Below are 253 nucleotides of genomic sequence, written 5' to 3' on the forward strand. Positions count from 1 at the left end.
GGGTGATCAGATCGCCCGGGCGACCCGGCAGTTGCAGGCGCAGCACGGGCTGTCGTCGAGCGCAGTTGCGTTGTTCGAGACGCTGGAGATCACCCCCGCAGGCGAGTACAAAATCAGTCTGGTCGATACCGATCCAGCGCAGACCATTGTGCGCGTCACCACCGATGATCCGCGATTCCTGAGAATCAAGAATTACCTCTCTGAAACCTTCCGTACGCTGGCCGCGCAACCGCATGAGTCGGCCAGCTTGCCT

1 protein-coding gene is annotated in these 253 nt (G+C 60.9%); it reads left to right on the plus strand.

Annotation, left to right across the window (positions count from 1 at the left end):
- Positions 1-253 (plus strand): hypothetical protein (locus SB772_RS43475; protein ID WP_410838960.1); only part of this gene is annotated, 253 nt, incomplete at both ends.

Source organism: Paraburkholderia sp. SIMBA_030 (genome assembly GCF_046535245.1).
Lineage (GTDB): Bacteria > Pseudomonadota > Gammaproteobacteria > Burkholderiales > Burkholderiaceae > Paraburkholderia.